Annotated in this window: 2 protein-coding genes and 1 pseudogene; 1 reads left to right on the forward strand and 2 read right to left on the reverse strand. The window is 68.9% G+C overall.

Annotation, left to right across the window (positions count from 1 at the left end; translation table 11 throughout):
- Window positions 1-906: electron transport complex subunit RsxB (rsxB, locus tag JMF90_RS32985; RefSeq protein WP_374104309.1), on the reverse strand; the 906-nt coding region annotated here is incomplete at its 3' end.
- 267 nt (window positions 907-1173) lie between these two features.
- On the opposite strand from rsxB, the gene JMF90_RS32990 reads away from it, so the two are divergent.
- Window positions 1174-1806 carry a TetR family transcriptional regulator gene (locus tag JMF90_RS32990; RefSeq protein ID WP_006478198.1) on the forward strand — a complete coding sequence of 211 codons (633 nt, stop codon included), beginning with the start codon at window positions 1174-1176 and terminating at the stop codon, window positions 1804-1806.
- Window positions 1807-1916: 110 nt separating this feature from the next.
- On the opposite strand, the pseudogene JMF90_RS32995 reads toward JMF90_RS32990, so the two are convergent.
- Window positions 1917-2562, reverse strand: a pseudogene (locus JMF90_RS32995) (polyhydroxyalkanoate depolymerase); the annotation flags it as partial.

A 2562-nucleotide genomic window follows, 5' to 3' on the forward strand; every position in this document is an offset into this window, starting at 1 on the left:
CTGGTCGGGCGGCGCGGACGGGCCGTCCGGATCGTCGTTGCCTGCGTCGTTGTCGTGGTCGTTGCTGCCCGATGCGGCTTCGGCATCGCGCTGCGCCTGCTGTTCGGCGAGCCGCTTGCGACGGGCCTCGGCCGCATCGATCTGCGCCTGGACGGCCGCGCTCACGCCTTCGGTATTCTTCGGCCCGGCGCCTTGCCCGGACAGTTCTTCCTTCTTCTTGCGCGCGCGTTCGAGTGCGGCGGCGATGATTGCGCGTTTCTTCGCTTCGGCGTCGTCGGCGGCCGGCGCGGCGGCCGGCGTGTCCGGCTGCGAACCGGGCTGCGCTGCAGAGGGCTCCGCAACCGGCTTGGCGGCACTGGCCGCGCGGCGGGCGGCAGCACGCGCGTCGGCGGCCTCGCGCTCGCGGCGCTCGCGCGCGAGCCGCAGGTCGTGGCGTTCGCGCGCGGCGTCGGCCTGTTCCTGCGACCACGCATCCCAACCCGTGCGATCGCCGGTCACCGGCAGCATCGCGATGCAGTCGACCGGGCACGGCGGGATGCACAGGTCGCAGCCCGTGCACAGCGACGCGACGATCGTGTGCATCTGCTTCGGCGCGCCGACGATCGCGTCGACCGGGCACGCCTGCATGCACAGCGTGCAGCCGATGCACAGGTTTTCGTCGATGAACGCGACCGCGCGCGGATGCTCGCTGCCGTTGACGGGGTTCAGCGGAATTACCGGCTTGCCGAGCAGGTTCGCGAGGCGCGCGATGCCTTCGGCGCCGCCGGGCGGGCACTGGTTGTAGTTCGCGTCGCCGGCGGCGATCGCCTCGGCGTACGGACGGCAGCCGTTATAGCCGCACTTCGTGCATTGCGTCTGGGGAAGCAGATCTTCGATGCGATCCGCGAGTGTTTTGGAGTCGGTCACGGTGACAACAGGCTGACAACGGGCGCAGCGGCGCCGAATGGCTCTCGGTCGGCCGCGCCGGGCGCGGCCGGAAAGGTTGGCCAAAGCTCGATTATCGCCGATTTCCCGCATTGCGCCGGACGCCGTCTATGCGCATAATCGAACCGCTTTTTTGCAGGGGCTCAGCAGGAGGGCGGCCGCCCGCGGCGCGCCCGTTCCAGGGCGGCCGGCGCCGAGGCGGTGGGGGTGTCGGTCCGAATCAAGCGGCTCACATAGCAAAGCGCCACCATGAATCAGCCAAAAATCAAAAGAGATCCTGAAGGTACGCGCCGCCGCATCCTGATGGCGGCAGCCGAAGAGTTCGCGAATGGAGGGCTGTTCGGCGCGCGCGTCGACCAGATCGCGCGCCGGGCCGAAACGAACGAGCGCATGCTCTATTACTACTTCGGCAGCAAGGAGCAGCTGTTCACGGCGGTGCTCGAACACGCGTTCTCCGCGCTGACCGAGGCCGAGCGCGTGCTGGATCTCGACGGCGTCGCGCCGGTCGAAGCCGTCACGCGGCTCGCGCATTTCGTTTGGGACTACTACCGCGACCATCCGGAGCTGCTCAGGCTCATCAACAACGAGAACCTGCACGAAGCGCGCTATCTGCACAAGTCGACGCGGATCCGCGAGATGATGTCGCCGATCGTCGCGAAGCTCGGCAACGTGCTGATGCGCGGCCAGAAGGCCGGGCTGTTCCGCGGCGACGTCGATCCGCTGCGCTTCTACGTGACGTTGTCCGGGCTCGGCTACTACATCGTGTCGAACCGCTTCACGCTCGCCGCGACGCTCGGCCGCGACTTCACCGACACCGACGAGCGCGCGGAGATGGTCCGGATGAACACTGAGGTGCTGCTCGCTTATCTGCTGCGGCGCTGACGCGACGAACGGACGAGCCGATGAGCTGCCCGCTCGCGGCCGCTGCCGAAATAAAAAACGCCGCCGTTGCGTCAAGCAACGGCGGCGTTTTTGCGTCGGAACGCGGCGCGTCAGGCGGCCTTGCGGACCCGCGCGGCTTTTGCGCGCGGGCTGCCAGCCGTGCGTTTCGCGGCGGGCGCGGCCTTCGCGGCGGGCGTCCTGGCGGGCGCGACCGTCACGGCCGGCGCCTTCGCGCGCGTGCGTTTCGCGGCGGTGGCGCGCACCGCGGTTTCCGGCTCCGGCTTGGCGGCCGGCACGACGCCGATCGCGGTTGCATCCTGGGCATCGACGGGCAACTTCGTCGCGCCGGGCTTGGGCTCCAGCGCATGGTCGCGAATGAAGTCGCGCAGTTGCGGATAGATGATCGTGCGCCAGCGACGGCCCGAGAAGATCCCGTAGTGGCCGCATTTCTCGGCGGTCAGGCTGCGGCGATCGTCTTGCGGAATGCCCGTGCACAGCTCGTGCGCGACGTGCGTCTGGCCGCTGCCCGAGATGTCGTCGAGTTCGCCCTCGATCGTCATCAGCGCGGTGTGCTTGATGTCCTGCGGCCGCACGCGCTCGCCTTCGACGTCCCACGTGCCTTCCGCGAGCCGGAATTCCTGGAACACGACGCGGATCGTCTCGAGGTAATACTCGGCGGCCATGTCCAGCACCGCGTTGTACTCGTCGTAGAAGCGGCGGTGCGCTTCGGCGTCGTCCTCGTCGCCGCGCAGCAGG

The organism is Burkholderia sp. E168m23 (assembly GCF_016586125.1).
Taxonomy (GTDB): domain Bacteria; phylum Pseudomonadota; class Gammaproteobacteria; order Burkholderiales; family Burkholderiaceae; genus Burkholderia; species Burkholderia orbicola.

What these genes read in the sequence shown, in the direction of transcription:
- JMF90_RS32990 (WP_006478198.1), top strand. Translation starts at nt 1,174, where the DNA reads ATGAATCAGCCAAAAATCAAAAGAGATCCTGAAGGTACGCGCCGCCGC.